The sequence below is a fragment of the Exiguobacterium sp. ZWU0009 genome (genome assembly GCF_000798935.2).
In the GTDB taxonomy this organism is placed as follows: Bacteria; Bacillota; Bacilli; order Exiguobacteriales; family Exiguobacteriaceae; genus Exiguobacterium_A; species Exiguobacterium_A acetylicum.
Genome location: NZ_CP018057.1, coordinates 798,846 through 819,555, shown reverse-complemented (window position 1 = coordinate 819,555; position 20,710 = coordinate 798,846). Strand labels below are relative to the sequence as shown.

General features: G+C 45.2%; 18 protein-coding genes. 9 read left to right on the top strand and 9 right to left on the bottom strand.

Annotated features, from left to right (window positions below):
* Window positions 1-19 precede the first annotated feature (19 nt).
* The 3 genes from L985_RS04195 to L985_RS04185 all read right to left on the bottom strand — a co-directional run bounded on the left by L985_RS04195 (window position 20) and on the right by L985_RS04185 (window position 3,593).
* Window positions 20-853 (bottom strand): sugar ABC transporter permease, encoded by an 834-nt coding sequence (locus tag L985_RS04195; RefSeq protein WP_035409327.1) that lies wholly within the window; start codon window positions 851-853, stop codon window positions 20-22.
* A 1-nt stretch (window position 854) separates the two neighbouring features.
* Entirely contained in the window at window positions 855-2,210 is a 1,356-nt protein-coding gene (locus L985_RS04190; RefSeq protein ID WP_023467408.1) for a carbohydrate ABC transporter permease, read from the bottom strand.
* Window positions 2,211-2,336: 126 nt separating this feature from the next.
* Window positions 2,337-3,593, bottom strand: a complete 1,257-nt coding sequence (locus tag L985_RS04185) for an extracellular solute-binding protein (RefSeq protein WP_047396483.1) — start codon at window positions 3,591-3,593, stop codon at window positions 2,337-2,339.
* Window positions 3,594-4,048: 455 nt separating this feature from the next.
* Here L985_RS04185 and L985_RS04180 point away from each other — a divergent pair, with 455 nt between their 5' ends.
* On the top strand, window positions 4,049-5,836 hold the full coding sequence (locus L985_RS04180) for a glycoside hydrolase family 13 protein (RefSeq protein ID WP_047396299.1): 1,788 nt from the start codon (window positions 4,049-4,051) through the stop codon (window positions 5,834-5,836).
* 143 nt (window positions 5,837-5,979) lie between these two features.
* Window positions 5,980-7,131, top strand: a complete 1,152-nt coding sequence (locus L985_RS04175; protein WP_047396296.1) for a cation:proton antiporter — start codon at window positions 5,980-5,982, stop codon at window positions 7,129-7,131.
* A 57-nt stretch (window positions 7,132-7,188) separates the two neighbouring features.
* Here the strand turns inward: L985_RS04175 and L985_RS04170 are convergent, their stop codons facing one another.
* Complete coding sequence (locus L985_RS04170) at window positions 7,189-7,962, bottom strand: enoyl-CoA hydratase/isomerase family protein (RefSeq protein ID WP_029340979.1); 774 nt, start codon at window positions 7,960-7,962, stop codon at window positions 7,189-7,191.
* Window positions 7,963-8,156: 194 nt separating this feature from the next.
* Between L985_RS04170 and L985_RS04165 the strand changes: the two genes are divergently transcribed.
* The 7 genes from L985_RS04165 (at window position 8,157) to L985_RS04135 (ending at window position 14,857) form a co-directional block, all read left to right on the top strand.
* A complete protein-coding gene (locus L985_RS04165) occupies window positions 8,157-9,539 on the top strand; it encodes an MATE family efflux transporter (RefSeq protein WP_029340978.1) in 1,383 nt (460 codons plus the stop codon).
* Entirely contained in the window at window positions 9,499-9,966 is a 468-nt protein-coding gene (locus L985_RS04160; protein ID WP_047396293.1) for an aminoacyl-tRNA deacylase, read from the top strand. The genes L985_RS04165 and L985_RS04160 overlap by 41 nt, the downstream gene beginning before the upstream one ends.
* A 60-nt stretch (window positions 9,967-10,026) precedes the next feature.
* Window positions 10,027-10,734 carry a CDP-diacylglycerol--serine O-phosphatidyltransferase gene (gene pssA / locus L985_RS04155; RefSeq protein WP_023467401.1) on the top strand — a complete coding sequence of 236 codons (708 nt, stop codon included), beginning with the start codon at window positions 10,027-10,029 and terminating at the stop codon, window positions 10,732-10,734.
* A gap of 136 nt (window positions 10,735-10,870) precedes the next feature.
* Window positions 10,871-11,626, top strand: coding sequence for a carotenoid biosynthesis protein (locus L985_RS04150; RefSeq protein ID WP_047396289.1), 756 nt, complete (start codon window positions 10,871-10,873; stop codon window positions 11,624-11,626).
* Window positions 11,595-12,296 carry a lysophospholipid acyltransferase family protein gene (locus L985_RS04145; RefSeq protein WP_029340975.1) on the top strand — a complete coding sequence of 234 codons (702 nt, stop codon included), beginning with the start codon at window positions 11,595-11,597 and terminating at the stop codon, window positions 12,294-12,296. The genes L985_RS04150 and L985_RS04145 overlap by 32 nt, the downstream gene beginning before the upstream one ends.
* Window positions 12,293-13,369, top strand: coding sequence for a glycosyltransferase family 2 protein (locus tag L985_RS04140; protein ID WP_047396286.1), 1,077 nt, complete (start codon window positions 12,293-12,295; stop codon window positions 13,367-13,369). The genes L985_RS04145 and L985_RS04140 overlap by 4 nt, the downstream gene beginning before the upstream one ends.
* 15 nt (window positions 13,370-13,384) lie before the next feature.
* Window positions 13,385-14,857 carry a phytoene desaturase family protein gene (locus L985_RS04135; RefSeq protein ID WP_047396282.1) on the top strand — a complete coding sequence of 491 codons (1,473 nt, stop codon included), beginning with the start codon at window positions 13,385-13,387 and terminating at the stop codon, window positions 14,855-14,857.
* A gap of 421 nt (window positions 14,858-15,278) precedes the next feature.
* Here L985_RS04135 and L985_RS04130 read toward each other — a convergent pair whose 3' ends face one another.
* From L985_RS04130 to L985_RS04110, 5 genes are all read right to left on the bottom strand, one after another.
* Window positions 15,279-16,112, bottom strand: a complete 834-nt coding sequence (locus tag L985_RS04130) for a phytoene/squalene synthase family protein (protein ID WP_029340972.1) — start codon at window positions 16,110-16,112, stop codon at window positions 15,279-15,281.
* Window positions 16,072-17,553 carry a phytoene desaturase family protein gene (locus L985_RS04125; protein ID WP_047396279.1) on the bottom strand — a complete coding sequence of 494 codons (1,482 nt, stop codon included), beginning with the start codon at window positions 17,551-17,553 and terminating at the stop codon, window positions 16,072-16,074. The genes L985_RS04130 and L985_RS04125 overlap by 41 nt, the downstream gene beginning before the upstream one ends.
* Complete coding sequence (locus L985_RS04120) at window positions 17,550-19,040, bottom strand: phytoene desaturase family protein (RefSeq protein ID WP_047396276.1); 1,491 nt, start codon at window positions 19,038-19,040, stop codon at window positions 17,550-17,552. The genes L985_RS04125 and L985_RS04120 overlap by 4 nt, the downstream gene beginning before the upstream one ends.
* A 105-nt stretch (window positions 19,041-19,145) precedes the next feature.
* Window positions 19,146-20,144, bottom strand: a complete 999-nt coding sequence (locus tag L985_RS04115) for a class I SAM-dependent methyltransferase (protein WP_029340969.1) — start codon at window positions 20,142-20,144, stop codon at window positions 19,146-19,148.
* Between the two features lie 141 nt (window positions 20,145-20,285).
* Window positions 20,286-20,666: a DUF1516 family protein gene (locus tag L985_RS04110; protein WP_029340968.1), complete on the bottom strand. Its 381-nt coding sequence runs from the start codon at window positions 20,664-20,666 to the stop codon at window positions 20,286-20,288.
* Window positions 20,667-20,710 lie beyond the last annotated feature (44 nt).

The window sequence follows — 20,710 nt, the reverse complement described above, 5'->3', positions numbered from 1 at the left end:
GCTGATTTCCCCCTTATGATTATCCTTTTGTTCCACCAGCCGTCAATCCAGACACGAAGAAGCGCTGGAATGCGAAGAAGAGAAGAACGATTGGAACTGCTGATAATACGGCACCTGCCGCAAATAACGTGAAGTTATTGTCGAACTGCTCCGACACCATGTTGTACAACCCGACCGCAAGTGTCTGTTTCTCAGGAGAACGCAGGACGAGCGATGCTAAAATGAAGTCGTTGAATGGTGCCATGAAGTTGAACAACGCGATGACGGCGACCATCGGTTTTGCAAGCGGTAAGATGATTTGCCAGAAGATTCGTAAGTGACCGGCACCATCCATTCGTGCCGCCTCATCGAGTTCTTTTGGAATCGTATCGAAATATCCTTTTGCAAGATACGTATTCATTGGAATCGCACCACCCGAATAGAGGAGGATGAGCGCCAGATGCGTATCAAACAATTCTAACATATTAAGCAAGACATAAATCGCAATAATGGCAACGAATTGCGGTACCATCTGCAACACGAGGAACAAGATGAGTGAATTTTTCCGACCGACGAAGCGATAGCGCGAAAAAATGTATCCTGTTAACGTGATTAGAGCGACTGAGACGACCATCGTGATGACGGCAATCTTGATTGTGTTTAGATACCACATGCCATAATCCGTTTTTGCTGGATCAAACAAATCAAAGTAGTGGATCAAGGTCGGATTACTTGGGAAGATATCCGATGTAATGCTTTTCCCTGGGTTGAGTGAAGTACCAACGACCCAAAGGAGTGGATAGACGATAATGATGGAGGCGATCGTCAAAATGAGATATGACAACGCCATATTGATTCGGTTTTGTTTTCTCATATTAGATCATATCCTCATCTTTGAATGATTTTGAACGCTTGAACTGAATGACGGCAATCGTCATGATGAAGAACGACAACACAAGCGTGATCGCTGCTGCAAATCCATACTGTGGGTTCGCGCCTAGTGATAATTTGTAAATCCACGAAATCAAGATATCCGTTCCACCAGCCGATTGACCCGGTACTGCCGGTCCACCGTTGTTGAAGAGATAAATGATGTTGAAGTTATTAAAGTTAAACGTATACTGCGTGATTAAAATTGGTGCTGTTGCGAAAAGAATCATCGGCAACGTAATCAAGCGGAATTTCTCACCTGCTGTCGCTCCATCAATTGTCGCTGCCTCATAAAGATCTTCTGGTATCGACTGCAAGATCCCCGTCGTCAGTGTCATGATGTATGGGAAACCTAACCACCACTGGATCCCGATCAAGGCAAGCTTCGTATACGTCGGATCTGTCATCCAGTCGACACCGTCAGTAAGACCAATCGCTGGTAATAACGTCGTATTGAAAACACCGAATGTCTCATTGAACATCGAGCGGAAGATCAAGATCGTAATGAAGGCTGGTACTGCCCATGACAGGATCAAGATGGAACGGAAGAATCGTTTTCCTTTGAGTCCTTTTTGGTTCAGCAAGACTGCAAGTCCGATACCGATCGCGATGACACCCGTCGTCGAAGCGACGGTCCAGACAAGCGTCCAGCCGAGAACGCTGACGAATGTATCACGGAAAATATCGACCGTGAAGATATTCAAGAAGTTTTGGATACCGATCCAGTCAACTAACTTCGCTGGAGGCGAGTTGTTGAATTTGTAGTTCGTAAAGGCAATCAAGAAAGTAAAGATCAACGGTAAGACGACCGTGAACACCAGAAGTACTAATGAAGGAATCAACATCGCGTACGGGAACCCGTTATCGCGGAAGTTCCGTAGTTGCATCTTCAAAGATGGCACTTCAAGGTTCATGTCACGTAACTTACCGATTCGATACGCATCGATAAAGTTCCAGACGTAAATGGCGATACCAAAGACAAGTAAAATCAAGGCAATGATGCCCTCGACCATCAGAAAGATCGAGTGATCCCCTCTTACGCCTGGTACCTCACCGAGTGTAATCAAGCCCCAGATCGCTCCGCGATCGCCAGGACCATTTCCTGCTCCTTTAAAGAACAGTTCAAAGTTGACGAGAAAATATGATAGTACGACGACAAAAAATGTCGCGCCTTTAAGGAATTGTTTATTATATAGTTGTCCTACTCCTGGAATGATCGACATCAGCGCCGCAATCGTGCGGTGGTTCGTCTTTTTTTCAGGCGTTGGATTCGTCGGGTGTGGTGTTGCAATCGCAGCCATCGTCCGTTCTCCTTTCCAAAGGTCATGTCTGACCTCAGGCTTCTCTTCCAACCATAAAGATGAGGGGGAATCCAAGATCCCCCTCTCTTTATCTCTTTTTCATGGATTCACGCGTTCCATTTACGCTTATTGATTGTTTGCTTCGATTTGTTGCTTAATTTGTTTGACAGCATCATCAGCTGATTTTTGTGCATCTTGTTTGTTTGTTGCAACAAGCTGAAGTGCTGCTGCCATTGGTTCCCAAACTTGACCCATCTCAGCGATGTTTGGCATTGGCACACCGTTTTGTGATTGTGCGAAGACTGCTGCTGCGACTTCGTTCTCCTTGATTGCTGCATCTTCTTGAAGAGCAGTGACTGGTGGGATCTCATTGTATTTTTCGAACATTGCTTTAGCGTTTTCTTCACCTGTGAGTGATGCCAAGAACTTCTCAGCCCACTCTGCATTTTCCGAGTATGCTGAAATCGCGTATGTTTTTACACCAACGAATGTTTTGATTGGCTCACCGTTTGGAAGTTTCGGAAGTGCTGAAGCTCCAAGATTGATGCCTTTTTCTTTATAGCTCGCAACTGCCCATGGACCGTTCATGACAGCAACAGCTTTTTTATCACCGAAGAGTTGATCAAGTGCTTGACCACCGCCACCACCGATGAGACCTTTCGGGAAGAGACCTTCTTTGTACCACTTGCCGATGTAATCCATACCTTCGACAGCACCTTCGTTGTTCAAGCCGATATCTGCTGGATCCAATTTGCCGCCGTTGTCTTTGAAGACATAACCACCGTATCCACCGATTGGACCGTGTGCGAAGTAGAAGTTATCCCAAAGCGCGAGGAATCCGTATTTCCCGTCTTTCTTTTGCTCTGTTGAGATCTTGTATAGATCATCCATTGAAGCTGGTGCTTCTTTTAATTCATCTTTATTGAAAAGGAGGATTGGTGTTTCAACTGCTTTCGGATATCCGTAGACTTTACCATCAAACGTTACTGCCGATTTCGCTGTATCGATGAATGGCTCAAGTGCTTTTTCGCCATCCTTGAGTTCCGCGATCAAACCTTGGTCAACGACTGTACCGATTTGGTCGTGTGGAAGAAGCATGATGTCCGGTCCTTTACCTGCTGGTCCGTCAAGTGCTACTTTCTTCTGTTGATCCGTCATCTTGACTTCTTTAACTTCAACTTTGACGCCTTCTTTTTCTTCGAACGCTTTAGCTGCAGCTTTAGTTGTTTCAGCTTTTTCAGTGTCTTCCCAGATGACGATCTTGCTTGGTTTTTTACTGCCTGAATCTGAAGATGATGATTCAGAATCCGATCCACCGCCACATGCTGCAAGAGCACCGATTGCCATGACAGATACAGAAAGACCTGCTACGAATTTTTTCATTTCCATGATTGAAATTTCCTCCCCAAGTTAACTTATGAATGATAAGTTTTAATGCACAACGTTTGCATAAAGGCACAACCATTTTCTCATGATAACAACCGAGTGGTTGTAAGTGTTTTATGAAAACGTTTGCATCACCTTTACATTTTTATTATACAATCTAAAATCCTTTTGACAAGTCCTTTTATTCAATTATTTTCTTACATTTCAAAAACTTTTTATTTCTATTTTCATTATTTGAATCAAATACCAGTTCAGAGAAGCAGTAAAAAAGAAAACGTTTTCATTTTTATATTTTGCACAAGATGATGCAAACGATTGCATTAGACTCTCGACTTTTATCAGGAATCCTTGATTTCACGGGATTGCAATTGACTTTAAGAAAGCGCTTTACTATTCTTAGGTCGAAGACATAATCAATACGATGCAAGCGATTGCGTTAAGGAGTGACTGCCATGTTCAAAGAAGCTGTGTTCCACCGTGCGATGTCTCCATTCGTCTATAAGTACGATGAGCGAACAATCCACATCCGTTTACAAACGAAAAAAAATGACGTTGATCGCGTCGATCTGATTTGGGGCGACCCATACGATTGGCATACTGAAAACCCAGATGCTGCCGATTGGAACTTCGATCCCTCAAAATCAAACTACTGGAATACATTTGAAACACCGATGAAGCGAAGTGGATCAGATGAGTTATACGATTACTGGTTCATCGATGTTGTTCCTCCCTTCCGTCGTCTACGATATGGTTTCCGTCTCCATGACGGTGCAACAAGTCATGTATTCACGGAACGTGGCTGGTTCGATGAAAAACCGCTCGATGATACAGGCTACTATTTCTGTGTTCCTTTCCTTAATGCAGTCGACGTATTCACTGCACCAGATTGGGTCCAGGATACAGTTTGGTATCAAATCTTCCCAGATCGCTTTGCAAACGGCGATGCGACGAATGATCCAGCTGGTACACTTCCATGGAATAGTACAGCACCGACAACGACGAATCTTTTCGGTGGAGATTTCCAAGGAGTCATCGACCACATCGATTATCTCGTTGAACTTGGTATCACTGGTATTTACTTCTGCCCGATCTTCTTGGCGAAATCGAATCATAAATATGACACAATCGATTACTTAGAAATTGATCCACAATTCGGTACGAAAGAGAAATTCAAGGAAATGGTCGATCTGTTACACGCACACGGGATTCGCATCATGTTAGATGCCGTTTTCAATCATGCCGGCTTCCACCATAAAGCATTCGCTGACATCCGTGAACATGGTAGTCACTCCACCTATAAAGAGTGGTTCCACCTGCGTGATTTCCCGCTCGTGACAGAACCATTGCCGAACTACGATACGTTTGCTTTCGTACCTGAGATGCCGAAATTCAATACCGAGAATGATGAAGTAAAGTCTTACTTGCTCCACGTCGCTCGTTACTGGGTCGAAGAATTCGGAATCGATGGCTGGCGACTCGACGTCGCCAACGAAGTCGATCACGCATTTTGGCGTGATTTCCGTCAAGTCGTCAAGGAGGTCAACCCTGACACGTATATCCTTGGTGAAATTTGGCATGACTCACAGGAATGGTTGCTCGGTGACCAGTTTGACGCCGTCATGAACTATCCATTTACGAATGCCGCCTTGAACTTCTTTGCCTTAGATAAGACTAAAGCAACTTCGTATGCGAACGATATGTCGCATGTATTGTTCTCAAACACGATGAATGTCAATGAAGTAACCTTTAATTTGATCGGTTCTCACGATACACCGCGTGCATTGACGCGTGCAGGGAATAATAAGAGTAAGTTACGTCTCTTGTTACTTTCGATGCTGACGTTCTCGGGCAGTCCTGTCATTTATTATGGAGATGAAATCGGTCTTGATGGGGATCAAGATCCAGGCTGCCGGAAATGTATGCCGTGGGATCCAGAGGAGCAGGATCAGGAGTTATTCGCCTATACGCGACACTTGTTGCAGCTTCGAAAACAACATAAGACACTTGCGAACAAAGGACATATCTCTTTCGTTCACGCGAATGATGAGACAAATACGATCATCATGCGTCGCATGAGTCCGGAAGGATTGTATTATATCTATTTCAACAACTCAGATGTTTCTGTTTCGTTGACCGCTCCACAAGCTGGTCGGGGGCTTGATTTATTGACGAACACGCACCAGCAGACGCTTGATGTCTCTCTCCCTGCGTATTCGGGAACGATCGTTCAAGTCTTATAACCATCTAAAAGCCTGGACACTTACCTTCTATAAAGAAGTTTTGTGTCCAGGCTTTTTTCTTCTGTATCCGTTCTCCAGGATAGAAACGAGTTAATGAATGCTTGCGAATTAGGGTATAGGGTACAGAAAGGAGGATATCCTCCATGGAAATTTTCTTTTACGCCGGTCTCATCCTCATCGGCTTGTTTACGATCAGTTACTTGAGTGAACGATTCCACGTCCCAAGTATTCTGGCCTTCATCTTGATCGGAATCGTCCTTGGCTTCTATTACGACCCTCCCGAAGAGCTGAAACTCGGAGGAGAAGCGGGCATCATCGTCTTATTCTTTTTACTCGGTCTAAAATTTTCAGTGGCGGACTTGCTGATTCAGCTCCGTTCCATTTGGAAAGCAGGAGTCATCGATATTCTACTTTCGTTCGGTGGAACAATCCTGTTGACCCTATCGTTTGGCTTTTCAGTCGCCGAATCGTTTTTGATCGGCTGTGTCTTGTATGCGACGAGTTCTTCGATTTCTGCTCGGCTACTCGACCGTGAACCAGATAAACACCAAGACGTGAATCGCTTCGTGCTGTCCTTACTCGTCTTCGAAGATTTGATGGCACCAATCTTACTGACGACGGCTCCGTTCGTTTTAGGGACTGAGACGTTCTCGGTTGCCAAAATCAGCATCATCTTTCTCGGGTTCGCCTTCTTCTTCATTGCTCTGATGATCATGACGTTGTTTATTCGAAGACGTGGACGGTTAGTCGATTCCCTCTATCGACACCCGGATGCTGGAATCGGGATCATCGGCTTAATCTTATTGTTTTCTGGAATTGGAATCTTATTTGGTCTATCCGAAGTACTCGGTGCCTTCATCATCGGTATTCTGTTAACCGAACTGGATGAGACGCGTTATCTTAAACGGCTAGTCACTCCGTTCCAAGACTTATTATTACCCTTGTTCTTTATCACGTTCGGAATGTCGTTCGAGTTGACTGAGGGGTTACCCATTGATCTATTTTTCTTCGCTCTTGTCATTTGGGGAGTCGTCTCGAAATTCTTAGTCGGTTATCTCGGTGGAAAATCGTTCGGTCTATCCAATTATCATGCGATCGAATCAGGCTTTTGTCTTGGACCACGCGGTGAATTTTCGATTCTATTCATCACGCTCGCTAGTGGCGCATTCGTGACGTTGACCGGAATTTATATTTTTGTTTCCGCTTTTCTTGGAATCCTATTGTTCCGTATCTCTACTGCCTTAACGGATCGTACACATGCGACCGCACGAAAAATCAAAAAGAAATTGAAGTGAAAAAGACGTCGGCGCATCGTGCGATTCCGACGTCTTTCTTCTATATATGTCTTCGATTCATCGTCCGACAAAAACAGGGCGTTTTTTTTCGATGAAGGATTCAACAGCATGAAGATGGTCTTCCGTTTTCCCAGCGCGTGACTGGTAGATGATTTCTTGAGCAAGCATTTCCTCCAAGTTATTTTCATAACTCGCTGCCTGTAGCTGCTTGATATATCCGATTACTTTCGTCGGACGATCCGCCAGTTGACGAGCAAACGCTGTGACCTCTTCTACAAATTGCTCTGATTCGATGCTTCGTGTCGCAAGGTTGAGCGAAACAGCTTCGTCTGCTGAAATCGTGTCACCGAGTAACGCAAGCTCTGTTGCTTTTGCTGCACCAATTAGCCGAGGCAAGAAATACGGAGCACCCGCATCTGGGACAAGTCCGATATTAATGAACCCAAGCGATAATTTCGCTTCCTTGTCGACTAGTCGAAAATCACAAGCGAGCGTGAGTGATAACCCAGCCCCTGCCGCTACACCATTGATGGCAGCAATCGTCGGTTTCTTCGATTTAGCGAGTGCACGAACGACAGGATGATAATACTGTTGTAAATATTCACCATGATCGAGCTCAGGTGAGACAGTTTTCAAGTCTTGACCTGCACAAAACCCACGTCCCTCGCCTGTCAAGACGATGACACGTACTTCCTCATCCTGATTCGCTTCTTCTAGAGCGTCTGCTAACTCCTCCAATAAATTCGAAGTTAATGCATTCAGTTGTTTCGGTCGAGCAAGGGTTAACGTCGCAACCTGATCCTTGACGGCATAATTCATTTCTCGTTTCATCGGATTCCCCTACCTTTTAAAAATGAATGATTGTTCATTATGATGTATTCGTGATATTTTATGAAAATCCTTTTAAATCTCTTTTTTTTTAATGAAACACAAAAAACCCTCTTTCATTATGAAAATCGAAGGCGTATAGTTTCAAAAAGATAAAGAAACACTATTCGTTTTATGAAACAAAGGGGATTTATTTTATGAAAACAGTCAAGCAACCAAGCTTATTCCACATCACGTGGCCATTATTCATCGAGATTGCATTGCATATGAGCCTTGGGATCATTGCAACGTTGATTTTAAGTTATTACTCAGATAGCGCTGCTGCGGCAGTCGGTGTATCCAATCAAATTTTGAACATCTTCATTATTCTCTTTAACATTACCTCGGTCGGTGCAACGATCATCATTGGTCAGTACCTCGGTGCAAGAAAAACACAAAACGCTCGTCAAACTGCTCGTTCTGCTTTTGCGATTAACTTGTATACCGGTCTCATCGTTTCTCTGACCGTCGTATTGTTCGGAAGACAACTCCTTGGATTTTTCTCATTAGAAGGAGAGACGCTCGTCTATGGCGAAACGTTCATTAAGATCGTTGGTCTATTCCTTTTCTTAGAAGCCATCTCTCTGACACTCGGTGCGATTCTCCGGAGTCATGGATTCACGAAAAATGCTATGTATGTCACGCTACTCATGAATTTCGTTAGTGCTTTTGGTAACGTCATCGCTGTTCTTGGACTCTTCGGCATTCCCGTTCTCGGTGTTGCCGGTGTCGCCTGGTCGATCGTCATCGCTCGGACAATCGCTGTCCTTGTCTTATTCTTCGTCGTTTACCGGAAACTCTCATTACGTTTTAAAGTAAAAGACTTGATTCATTTCGACCGGGAAGATGTGAAACGGATCATGAACATCGGAATCCCATCTGCCGGTGAAGGAATCTCATATCAATTTTCACAACTCATCATCACAGGATTCATCGCAACGATTGGTGAAGCAGCATTGTCCGCTCGTGTGTATGTATCGAACATCACAATGCTTTGTTTCCTATTTACACTTGCGATCGCGCAAGGGACGCAACTTCTCGTCGCACGCCAAGTTGGCGCTCAACAATTTGAACAAGCATATGGACGTGCTGTGAAAACATTGAAAATTGCCGTCTTCGCAAGCTTCATCTCAGCTGTCGCTCTCGCTTCATTCGGTTCATCGATTCTATCAGTGTTCACATCGAGTCCTGAAATCATTGCAATCGGTATCCCACTACTCTGGGCAAGCGTCATTCTTGAACCAGGTCGCGCGATGAACATCGTACTCATGGGAACTCTTAAATCGGCAGGAGATGTCCGTTTCCCTGTCGCCATCGGTATTCTATCGATGTGGGGAATTGCGGTCGTCCTCAGTTATACACTTGGTCTTGGTTTCGGTCTTGGTTTACTTGGAATCTGGATTGCCTTCTCTGCTGACGAATGGTTCCGTGGCATTTTCGCCATGAAACGTTGGCACGGACGGAAATGGGTCCAATACTCACTCGTCAAAGGAGAAACACATGAGCAAAACGAACGTCGAGAGGCTTCTGAAGCAGTCTAAGATTGACTTCGAATCCCTCACTTATCCTGTTGATCTTGATGATTTATCTGCTGAAGCCGTCGGTAGAAAGATTAATTACCCCCTTTCGACCATTTTTAAAACCCTTGTTTTGAAAATGGTCGAAAATAAATATGTCTTTGTCGTCATTTCGGGGGAAGAAGAACTCTCTCTTAAGGCAGCAGCTAAAGCATTGCATTCGAAAAAAGTCGCGCTTGTTCCGATGAAGGAGTTAGAAGACCTGACTGGCTATATTCGAGGTGGTGTCTCTGCCATCGGTGCTAAGAAGAACTTTCCGGTTCTTTTATCGGATCGTGCTATCCATGAACCATTCATCATCGTATCCGCCGGAAAACGTGGACATCAAGTTCGGTTGAATCCTCATGATTTTTTATCTTTCACTCAGGGGATTCTCTTTACGAACGGCTGAATTCCATCTCCTAATTATGGTATGATGAGTAGTATCGATTAAGTGGCAGGAGGAATCATTTTGTGGAAAGATCGTGTTCGTAATTCAATACCCAACCTATTTACGTTCGGAAATCTGTATTGTGGTTTTTTAGCCATCGTCATGGCGGCAAAAGGTGATTTTCAAAATGCCACCTTACTAATCGTCATCGCGATGATGCTTGATAGTCTGGACGGACGTCTTGCTCGGATGCTTGGTGTAGCAGGCGACTTCGGAAAAGAACTGGACTCATTAGCAGATATCGTGACATTCGGTGTCGCACCTGCAATGATGGCCTACTATACGTATTTCTATGAATTCGGAGAAGTTGGTTTACTAATTTCTGCTCTGTTCCCGTTGTTCGGCGCATTCCGTCTTGCCCGGTTTAATTTATCGGCAACGAATGTGGCATCTGCTTATTTTTCAGGTGTACCGATTACGGCGGCAGGTGGTATTTTGGCCGTTGTTACGTTGTTTAGTGGACGAATGAACGACTTGATGGTTCCACTTGTCTTCACAGGTCTTGCCTTCTTGATGGTCAGTCGTGTCAAGATTCCAAGTTTTAAAGACATTCCCGTTCCGCGCCATACGTTCGTCATCACCTTTACATTGCTATACGTGACGTATGTCATGATTGCTCGTAGCAATGAATGGTCGACGTTTTGGTTCGTTGCTGTTCCGTTGTATATCGCGTTTCTCCTTTTCTCGTTCATCAAAAAGAAGAAGCAAAAGCAACATTCAAACGGATGATGGTAGGAAGTGGTCCGGTTTCTCTTGCGAGAAGCCGGACCACTTTTTTTATAGGACCGCTTCTCCCTCGCTCGTTTTCAAGATATATGGGTATACTTATGACAGAAGCTATTTTGGAAATGGAGGAATGTCACGCATGGAGCAGTTTCATAAACGTCTTTGGATTTTCTTTTCAATTTGGTTCACCATCGGCTTGATCTTAGTTGGTTTTTCGTTACTCCCCCCTTGGCTCGAGTGGGCCAATGCCGTCTTTTTATTCGCTTCCGGCTTATACGCAGCACTCTATTTTTGGCATATCTTACCGAAGGGTCGTCTTGTCATCCCCTTCATCTTCTTTGGTTCGATCATCATCGAGTCGATTGGGGTCCATACCGGTTGGCCGTTTGGAACATATCGTTATGAGTCGGATTTCGGTGTTCAATTATTAGGTGTGCCGATTACGATCGGGGCTGCATGGCTGTCGGTCATGGGGGCGAGTCTCGCTTTCTCCCGTTTGTTTTCGTTTCGCTATAGTACATTGATCCTCGTTCCATTGTTTGCCGTCTGGCTCGATTTAGCGATTGATCCTGTTGCTGCTAACGTGAAATCGTATTGGCTTTGGCAAGACGGTGGCTGGTATTACGATATTCCGACACAGAACTTCTTCGGCTGGTATGGAACGGCGCTCGTCTTTTCCTTTTTCATCAATCGCTATCAAGTCAAAGCGACGGATGCCGCACTCGAACAAAACAATCAGTATCTCTTTTTGATGTTGCACACTTTATTCGGTGTAACAGCAGGAGTTGCTGGTCTCTATGGCGTCACTTTGGTCAGCTTAAGTGCATTCATCGTCTATTTCATTGTGAAACGAGGGGTTATCGTTGAAAGAAGCAAACAAAAGCAAATTAGCTGAATCCGTATTTCATACGTATGTTGATCATGCTTTGATCCGACGTCATTTCCACCGTGTCTTATATCGAGCAGACGATCTACCTGTCCCTGGTCTCATGCTTGCTACGCACAGTTCTTGGTGGGATGGTATGATTCTTTTTCATTTGGATCAGACCTGTTTCCATCACGATCCTTACGTCATGATTGACCAAGCAGGGCTTGCTCGCTTCCCGTTCTTCTCTCGTCTTGGAGCTTTCTCTGTTGATCGGACATCATTCGCGGATATCAAGACAAGTCTTCATTATGCCAAAGAACGACTTCAAAATGGCAGCAGCGTCTGGATGTTTCCTCAAGGCGAGGAACGTCATCAAGAGGACCGTCCGCTTCGCTTAGCAAGTGGTGCCACACATTTGACGCGTCATACGGATCACGTGTCTCTCGTCGCCTTTTATTATTCATATGGCCATGAACAGCAACCGGACATCTATATCCGGACGCGTCGCTTTCATCCATTACCTGAGGAACGTTCAAGTGCCCAGGCAAAACGACTGACGGCAGAACTAACCGCCTTATACGACGACATTCGAGCAGATGCAATTGCGGAACGTATTGATTTATATCGTTGTATCTCTACACGAAGGGAACCACTTCCTGCGCGAACGGAGCGCTGGTTACGGGCATTTCGGTCATGAGTTGGTTCTTTCTCTTCTTCGCTCTAGCTGTCTGTCTCTATACATGGATCAATTTAGCTTTTTTACCACGATTAACGGATCCCGTTCAACCAGATAGTCTAGCAATCTGCATCCCTTTACGTAATGAGGAGCGTAATGTACGAAAATTATTAGACGCACTAGAACATGCTCTGACACCTGGGATGCACGTTTACTTATATGAAGACCGCTCGACCGATCGGACGCGCGAGTTATTGCTCGATCGGATTGGTCAAGACGACCGTTTTACAGTGATTGATGGTCTTCCCTTACCAACAGGCTGGGCAGGAAAGGTCCATGCGTGTCATCAACTCGCGAAACGAACGACAGAGGACTACTTGTTATTTCTCGACGCTGATGTGACACTGACACCTGATGCAATTTGTCGCTTATACGGAACGTTACGAACAGAACGAGCCGTTTTCCTTTCCGGTTTCCCGTCCTTTCCTGTACCGACGTTTCTTGGAAAGTGTTTGATTCCAATGCAACATGTTCTTATTGCACAACATCTTCCGATTCCTTTTCGCAAGGTGAAGCATCCAGCGTTTGCTGCAGCCAACGGAATGGTCGTTCTCGTCGAACGACGTGCGTATGATCAAGTCGGTGGACATGAAAGTATTCAATCGGCTCTCGTTGACGATTTAGAACTTTGTCGCACATTTAAAAAATACGGATGGACGACGACGCTCGTCGAAGTCGCTCCAGCAGTCTCTTGTGATATGTACGCCACGAATGAAGAGGTCTGGCAAGGTTTTCTAAAGAATGTCTTTCGTGGGATGAACGATTCTTATGTTGTCGGATCATACTTTCTACTCTTTTACTTGGTTCAAGCAAGTGTCCTACCTTATCTCATCCTTCACCCATCCTGGCAGATGGGTGGTGCACTGATTCTTCTTTACTTAGCACGATTCCGGATTGATCGTGCGGCACGAATCCGACATGTTTGGTGGCTCCATCCACTAGCTGTATTCTTTTATGTCATCTTGCTAGCAAGTGCGATGATTCGAAGCTTTAGGAAACGGGAAATCACATGGAAGGGTAGGACCTATTCATAAGGAGGAATCAGTATCATGAAACATATAGCTGTCATCGGAGCTGGTCTTGGAGGACTAAGCGCTGCCATCTCATTAGCTGCAAAAGGATTTCGTGTCACGGTCATCGAGCGCAATACACATATCGGTGGCAAAATGATGCCGATCATCACAGAAGGACATCGCTTCGACTTTGGTCCGAACACGATCACGATGCCGGAAGTTTTTCAATCTGTCATTCTTGAATCTGGTGCGGATCCTGATGAATACTTTACATTCACGAAACTTGAGCGTCACACGGTCAATCACTTTTCTGACGGACGCACCTTAACGTTCTCGTCTGGACGTGAAGCGATGCGGACAGAAGTAGATCGTTTCACGAACGGTCAGTTGGCAAAAAACGATATTACAGGTTATCAAGAAGAAGTGGCGAAGTTGCATACGATTGCAAAACAACAATTCTTTACGAATATAGATTCATTCATCCGCCCTTCCCTCTGGCGAGACATGTTGAAAGTGCATCCCTTCCAAAACCTTCATGGGCTGCATAAGCACTACTTTAAGGATAAAGGGTTGATTCAGGCACTCGATCGTTATGCGACCTATATCGGGAGTAGTCCTTATCAAACACCCGCTACCTTCAGTCTCATCGCTCATTTAGAACTAAATGACGGCGTCTACTTCACGAATGGCGGCAATACAGCAATCGCAGAAGGATTCGCTCGACGTGCAAAAGAACTAGGTGTCGTCTTCCGTCTTGGCGATGAGGTGACACAGATCGAAGTCGTAGATGGACAAGCAACGGAAATCGAATTGAATCATTTGGAATATCTACCGGTCGACTTCGTCGTCATGAACGGCGATTTATTGACACAATATCCACGCCTGATCTCAGAAACGGCACGACCTGATTTTAAAAATCCGACACCTGCTCAAGTCGAACCATCAATTTCTGCCTACGTCCGATGTATCGGTCTCTCACGTCGGATCGAAGGACTGGCTCATCATAACGTCTTCTTCTCTTCGGATTACGAAGCTGAGTTCAAGGCACTCTTTGATGAAAAACGTTACGCTGAGGAGCCGACGATCTATATCTCGAATTCTTCCGTCACAGCACCAGAAATGGGACAAGCGGGTGACAACTTATTCGTGCTCGTCAATGCACCCGCAACGGATACTGGACATGCGATTGATTTTGATACGTATGATCAACTGATCAATCAACGATTGCAGTCATTTGGAATTGATATTTCATCTGATGTCGTCTTCGAACAACGGATCACACCACAGGATATCGAACAAACCTTCTTTGCTTATCACGGCTCGTTATATGGCTTGTCATCCAATGGCATCCGGTCGTCTTTCCTCCGTCCGAGCAACCGTTCAAAGAATGTTCACAATTTGTTTTTTGCCGGTGGATCAACGCATCCTGGTGGCGGTAGTCCAATGGTGACGCTTTCAGGAAAACTAGCAAGTGAACGAATCGTCTCTGCTGTCGCCGCTACCCTGTGAACGTTATGTGAATTGCATATCAATCACTTGTACGGACAACTAAGATTTGATACGATTACTTCGAGTTCAAGAGGTAGTGATTGACCCCACATCCTCAATCAAGCGCAAGGTGACTTCCCCGAGTCAAGAGCGTTGAAGAACTTACTTTTTCTAACCAGCGAAATCAAATGGGACCCACCCATTTCATCACGTGACTCATCGTGTGTCCATTCGCATGACTTACGACGTTCCCCCTTAGATCGTCTCATCCGAATGGTCCACAGATAGCTCGATAAAGAAAAGACCATCCCCGTGGTCGAAACAGACCTATCTCGTAGTCCAGATGTTCGCTCTGGTGTAGAAGTAATCTGAGACTCCCCGGTCTCAGACCATAGAAAAAAGACCTTGGTCCCCGCCAAGGTCTTTTTTCTATGGTCATGTATTAAATCGTAGCAAGTAACTTCATTTTTTGCCAACGGCTGACGTACGCGCGTTTCGTAAAGACGTCATAGTGATTATCCCGCGCTGCATCAAGAATACCGCGGTATAGGAAGGCAGCAGCTTTTAGAGCACGCCGACTCTCACGTGGATATCGTTCAAACGATGGAATCGCCGCGTCATATAGATGCTCTGCTCGAAGGGCAACCTCTTCCCAGAGACCGATGAAGTCTCCTGAAGGACGACCAGCGAGTAACGACTCCGCTGTGACACCGTATGTCTCCATCCATGAATGGGGCAAGTAGATGCGGCCGCGTTTTGCATCTTCACCGACATCGCGCAAAATGTTCGTCAGTTGCATCGCGATTCCAAGATCGATAGCTGATTTACGGAGATCAGGCTGTTGCGGTGCAAGGATGGGTAACAGCATCAAACCGACAGTACTCGCTACGTAGTAGCTGTATTGCTCTGTCTCCTCAAGCGTTTGATAACGATTTTTCTCGATATCCCAACGCATCCCTTCTGCGAGCTCAAGAAATGGTGTCTCATCCATTTCATAACGTTCAAATACATCTGCTAAAGCAATCCATAACGGTTTATCTAGTACTTCGCCATCACGGAATCGTTTGAATTCATTCAAGAAAGCCATTAAGCTCTCTTTTGGTGTCTCTGATTCATCGACGGTATCATCGAGGAATCGGCAAAATGTATAGATGGCATAAACAGCTTGTCGATCTGCTTTTGGTAAGAGTGAGAAGGCTTTATAGAACGTTTTAGATCCGGACTGAATGACTTCCTCACATTTGATATACGCGTTCTGGATCGTCACTGAATTCATGTTTCCACCCCATCTCTTGTTCCATTCGGTTTACGAGTATCGTTGCGCCCATCATGACGACTGGTACTCCTCCACACGGATGCACCGATGCACCGACGGCATATAATCGATCGATATCCGGATACGGTTTTGCTTGTGTCTTTAAGGCAGCGGATTGGCGAATCGTCGGCGCAATCCCAAAACTCCCTCCCTGATACAATCCAAAGGCCTGTGCATCATTCGGTGTACGAATCCTCATTTCTTGTATCTTTTCCCGGAATCCCGGATGATGATGCTCGATTTTTTCAAGTACGGTCTCAACGAACTCTACTTTTTCATAATCTTCTACACCATAGCCACGTGGAGAAGGAATTAATGAATAGACGACGCTATCGTCCGTTCCTGTCAAACTACGGTCAATCTGACTTGGATGGAACAGATAGACTGCCGGATGTTCAGGTAATCGTCCCTTTTTAAAGATATTCGTCATGAGCGGTTCCAAGTCGTTTGGCATCAAAAAGCGATGCACTGGTAAATCGACTTTCCCTTTCATTTTGAAATACAGCAGTAGCGTACCGCCTGAAGGCGTATAGGTTTTAGGTTGTTTACCTTCCACAAGACGTTCCATCAATGGAAACTCTCCATTTAGTACGATTTGATCGAAGGCTTCATGTGTTCCATCTTGTAAGATGATTTCTTTCGCCTGTCCTTGGTCGACAACGATTCGTTCAACGGGTGCCTCGAAGACGAATCGGACACCACGTTCGACTAATGTGTCATACATGCGTTCAGCAAGCGAGAAATAGCCACCTTTTACATACCAGACACCTTCTGCTTGTTCCCGGTACGGAATCAAACCGTAAATCGATGGTGTTGTATAAGGATTTCCGCCGATATAAAATGTCGGGAAACTGTATGCCATGCGCAAATATTTACTCTTGAAGTATCGCTTCAAATGGTCATGTGCAGTTTCTAGAGCATGCATCTGTAATAATGGACGCATCATGTCTGGGTGCAACAACTCTGTCTTTCGACGATAACCACGTTCTAAAAATTTCGATACACTCGTCTCATAATCCTTTTCTTTTTGATGCATGAATTCATAAAATCCACGCCCTTCACCGAATTGACGTTCGATTGCGATCGCTTGATCCACGACATCGGCTACTTTCGTGACGACGGTACCGTCGTCGAAGTGAAGGTCATACAATGGATCGACCCGTTCAAGTTCTACTCCCGTCACGCCGGCTTCTGCCAACTGCTCTTTTAACTTGCCTGGCATCAGGACGATCGTCGGACCTTCATCGATGCGGCCACCTGATTCAAAATCGACGGATCGTAATCGACCACCGACATGCGCTTCTTTTTCAAAAATCGTAATCTCGACTCCGGGATGTCTTGCTGTCAGCAAAAGCGCTGCATGCAGTGTACCGACACCGGCTCCTACGAATCCTATCTTCATGTCCGCACCCCTTCTTTTTTGAGCACAAGTTCTGCCGTGATACGCGCGGATTCGAAGATCGTTGGTAATCCGCTACCTGGATGTGTGCCACCTCCGACGAGATACAGATGATCGAGCTCTTCAAATTGATTATGCGGTCGGAAATACATCATCTGCGTCAACTGATGACCGAGATTGAACGTCGCGCCTTGATGGATCCCCATCGCTTCCCAGTCGTCTGGCGTGAACATCTCTTCGACTTCGATTGCTGCTTCAATCCCTTGATACGGCGAACGCGTTTCAAGGGCGTCAAGAACACGACGACGTAGTTTCGGTCCTTCGATCGACCAATCAAGTTCAGAGTAATTGTTCGGTACCGGCACTAGTACATACATAGCAGACTTGCCTTCAGGTGCTAGCGTTGGATCAATCACGGATGGATTTTGGACATAGAATGAAAAGTCATCAGATAGCTCAAGCGTCTGTGTCATCTCACGAACGTTTTTCTCATAGTCCTCCGCAAAATAAATCGTGTGGTGTGGTGCATCAAACGTCCGGTTGACACCAAAATATAACATGAACGTCGAACATGAGAATTTTTTACGGTCAATTTTTGGTCGGGACCATTTTTTCAAAACCCCTTCCGGCACCAAATGATTCATCGCATGTGCGAAATCGGCACCGATGATGACTTCATCGAATAACTCATGTTGACCTGACTCAAGGATGACTCCTTCGACAGTTTTTCCATTTAAGATCAATTGTTCGACGCCCGCACCTAACTGTACGGTTCCGCCCAGCTCCTCGATCGCACGTTGCATTGCTAGCGGTACTTGATGCATCCCGCCAATCGGATGGTGGACACCGTAAGCATGTTCCATATAAGACAAGATCGAAAAACCACCTGGACATTCCCAAGCTGACATGCCTAAATATTTCGCTTGGAATGTAAAAGAATACTTCAGTTCTTCGCTCGTGAAATAATCGGATAACACGTCATAGAGGGATCGACCGAGCGAAAGACGCGGAAGTGCTGTTAAGACACGTGGTGATAAGTAATCCGTCAGCCGATCGTGACGTGTCTGCAAGATGGGCATGAGTTTTCCAAGCTTAAGTGCTTGCTCTGCCATGAATCGATCGTATCCTTCTCCGTTTCCAGGGAAGTGTTGTTCAATCGTCTCTTTCATCCGGTCCCGATCCGTCGTCATCGTGAACTGCTCCGTTCCGCCTTTGAAATAGAGCGTGTACATTGGATCAAGTGCCTTTAAATCTAAATAGTCTTCTAACCGTAAACCGGCTTCGTGAAAGACGTTTTCTAAAATATGCGGCATATTAAGGAATGTTGGTCCTCGATCAAATGTATAGTCACCTAGCTTAACGGCAGAAGTTCGTCCACCGACTTGCGTTTGTTTTTCGTAAACGGTGACGTCTACTCCTTTTCCTGCTAATAACAAGGCACATGCAAGTCCCCCAGGTCCTGCTCCTATCACTGCTACGCGTCGCTTCACCCAAATCTCTCCTTTTATCTCTCATCGTTTCAACTATTATACTAAGCACATAGTAAAAGCGACAAATTTGAACTGTCTTCCAACTGTAAAAACGCCAGACTTCGCTTAGGAAGTGGCGTTTGCAGTGACGATATACCAGGCACCTTCTTTTAAGAATGGTGTGATCGAAATGTTTTCAAACCCAGCTTTTGATAGATCTTCTTTCAATTCTTCCTTACTCGGTAATGGATACAGATTCTCATGCAACGTCATAAAGGCATTGAATGCTGCTGAGAAAGGTGCGCCATGTGAACTATCACGTAATGGTGTGACGAGAATGACTGTTCCATCATCCTTGACGAAACGACGAACTCCTTCTAATAGTGCAAGTCGTTCCGGTTGCGGGAAGTAATACAAAATATTATTCATCATGACACCGTCATATGTCTCTTTGACATCAAACGTTTTGATATCCCCGACGACAAAATCAATCTCTCCGCTCGTATCTCGCCGTTTTGCTTCGGCGATGACTGATTCTTCAATATCAATTCCGGCGAGTCGTAAGTCCGGCAATGCCTCGTGAATTTTACGGAGATACCCGCCATAGGCACAACCAATATCAAGAAGTGAAGTTAGATTACGATTCCGAATGATGTGACGTACTGCTGGGAAAGCGACAGTCTCAACGAGAGCTGAAGTTTCGGCTACAACGTCTCCATGTTCCTCTCCATTAAAGGTCTTTTGTTGACCCTCTTCTAAGAATTGAGGATAAGAGAATAGTGCTGGTAAGTGCAGCTCCATCATTTCCGATAACATAAATCCGATACTGCGGTCGTCTGATTGAGAGAGTTCCGGAAGAACATGGCGAGTCGCTGTATAGCGTAAATCTTTTTTCTTCAAGTGACCGACTGCGACGCCGACTTCGAACCAGCGGGATAGCGCTTCCTGTGTCAGCGGACGCTGCATCCGTAGCTGTGCCTCTGCTTGCGTTGCTCCTGTTTGAAGAGCATCGAATAATCCATATTTATAACCGATATACCCATGCCAAAGTGGTAACACCGGTTCTGCGCGTTTCATCCATTTCCGTGCCCGGAAAACCTTCGTCCATTCCTTCAACTGTGCCACAAGCGTTCCCCTCTCTACTGTGTAATACATCCCTTTTCCCAAATAACAACCACTTGTAAACAAAAATTACTAACGGACATGACAAAAAGAGTCCTTTTCAACCTATAAGGTCGAAAAGGACTCTTTTGATTCTGTATGAACTTAGAAGAACTTCATACCGTATGGGAGTGAATAACCAAGGAATACTGTCACAAGGACGAGCACGGCGAATCCGATGACGAAACCGGAATAAGCTTTTCCTTTTTTAAGCCGAACAAGTGTCAACTCTCCGAAGATGAGCGTTAGTAATCCTGCTGTGATCTTCGCATGGTAGAGTGGATCTGGGTTTTCAGACATCCCCATGATTTTGATGTACAGATAAAGACCTGTCGCGAACGTCAATAAAAGTAGAAGACGGAACGCCATATGAATGCCTTTTGCGGCTTTCTTATTGTTCTTGTACATCGAAAAGGCGACGAAGAACGTGACCAATAAAAGTACCCAAAGTAAGACGTGTGTGTGAACGAATGCTGTGATTGGCATTTCATTTCCTCCTTTCTTTTCCTATCTCATCGTATCTGATTTCC